Consider the following 1,353-nt stretch of genomic DNA (forward strand, 5'->3'; position numbering starts at 1 on the left):
GAACACGCCCATGCCCCTGCCGTTCCCGTACCGCGCCGCTCCCGCCGTGCTCGCCGGTGCCGTGGCCGCCCTGTTGGTGGCGTGCACGCCCTCGGTCGCCGCCGGTCCGGCGGTCCCCGCCACCTCCGCGCCCGCCACCCCCGCGCGGACGCTCACCCCCGCCGCTGCCCCCACACCCGCCCCCGCCCCGCCCTCCGCGCCCGTGGAATCGATGCTCTCCATACCCTCCGCGGGCGTCTCCGGGCTGCGCGTGGTGCCGTACGAGGGCACCACCGACGACGTCCCGGGGACGCGCATCCAGGACCTCGGCGTCGCCGCCAGTCCGTACGGGAAGCGGGGCGGAGTGGGGCCCGGGCAGGTGGGCAACTTCCTCGTCACCGCGCACCGCCTGTCGGCCGGCGGCCCGCTGGGTGACCTGCCCTCCGTGAAGCCGGGCGACACCGTCCTCGTGACCGCGGGCGGGGTGGTGTACACGTACGAGATCACCGCCACCCGGAAGACGTCCTTCCGGTCGGAGCGCTCACTGAGCGAACAGCGCGCCGCAGTGCCCGGGCAGCCGGGGGCGGCCCCGGACCGGGCCATGATCACGATCTCGACCTGCGCGACGCCGGAGGACCACGCCGAGGGCAACTACTGGAGCGACGCCCAGGGCAACCCGGAGCACCGCATCGACAAGATAGGCGTCCTGCGCACGACCTCCCCTACGGGGTGAGCCGGCGGTGTGCGGCGCGCGCGTTGGCGAGGCGCGCGACGACGGTTCCCGTGCTCGCCGCCGCCAGGAGACAGGCGAGGCGCACGAGGTCGTAGGGGGCGTCCCAGGTGAGCCGGCCGATGGGCGCGGTCGCGTAGGCGTTCAGGACGAGCCAGCAGAGCAGGGCCGTGCCCGGCGCTGCGGTGAGGCGGGCGCCGGTGCTCACCACCGCCACGGCGAGGGAGAGCGCCAGGAGGTCGATCAGCGGGTCGCCGGGGCCGTCCAGGAAGTTGAGCACGGCGACCAGGGCGACGGCAGCGAGGGCCGCGGCGGCCCAGACCGAGCCGGTCGGCGCCGGGGTCGGCACGGGACGCATGCCCGAGCTGATCCGTTTCCACTCCAGCATGCGACGCCTCCTTCACGCGGTGGCCCCGCCGTCGGGGCCCTCCGAGATGATGCACCACCGGGCGCGCGCCTTCCTGCCCGTCACCGCCGACGCCCCGCAACGTCATCCCGCCAACTCCGCCCGACCGTAAGGGTGCTGAGCCACCCTCCGGGCCGCCCCACCCTCCGGACCGCCCCACCCTCCGGACCGCAGCCCCCGGCGGGTGCGCCGCGGGAGGGACGGGCCGGGGGATACTGGCCGCATGCGTCAGACGCCG

The 1,353-nt window shown here is 76.0% G+C and carries 3 protein-coding genes; 2 read left to right on the forward strand and 1 reads right to left on the reverse strand.

Annotated elements, in window-relative coordinates:
* A partial coding sequence (locus tag ACFWVD_RS28605) for a class E sortase (protein ID WP_379248006.1) occupies nucleotides 1–712 on the forward strand: 712 nt, incomplete at its 5' end.
* Here the strand turns inward: ACFWVD_RS28605 and ACFWVD_RS28610 are convergent.
* The gene (locus ACFWVD_RS28610) at nucleotides 702–1,097 is read right to left on the reverse strand and encodes a DUF4118 domain-containing protein (protein ID WP_030386692.1); all 396 of its coding nucleotides are present in this window, start codon (nucleotides 1,095–1,097) and stop codon (nucleotides 702–704) included. The two genes, ACFWVD_RS28605 and ACFWVD_RS28610, sit on opposite strands and share 11 nt — an antisense overlap.
* Between ACFWVD_RS28610 and ACFWVD_RS28615 the strand changes: the two genes are divergently transcribed.
* Nucleotides 1,096–1,227, forward strand: a complete 132-nt coding sequence (locus tag ACFWVD_RS28615) for a hypothetical protein (RefSeq protein ID WP_379248008.1) — start codon at nucleotides 1,096–1,098, stop codon at nucleotides 1,225–1,227. The two genes, ACFWVD_RS28610 and ACFWVD_RS28615, sit on opposite strands and share 2 nt — an antisense overlap.
* Nucleotides 1,228–1,353: the final 126 nt, after the last annotated feature.

Origin of the sequence: Nocardia sp. NPDC058666 (genome assembly GCF_042714895.1) — a bacterium.
Lineage (GTDB): Bacteria > Actinomycetota > Actinomycetes > Mycobacteriales > Mycobacteriaceae > Nocardia.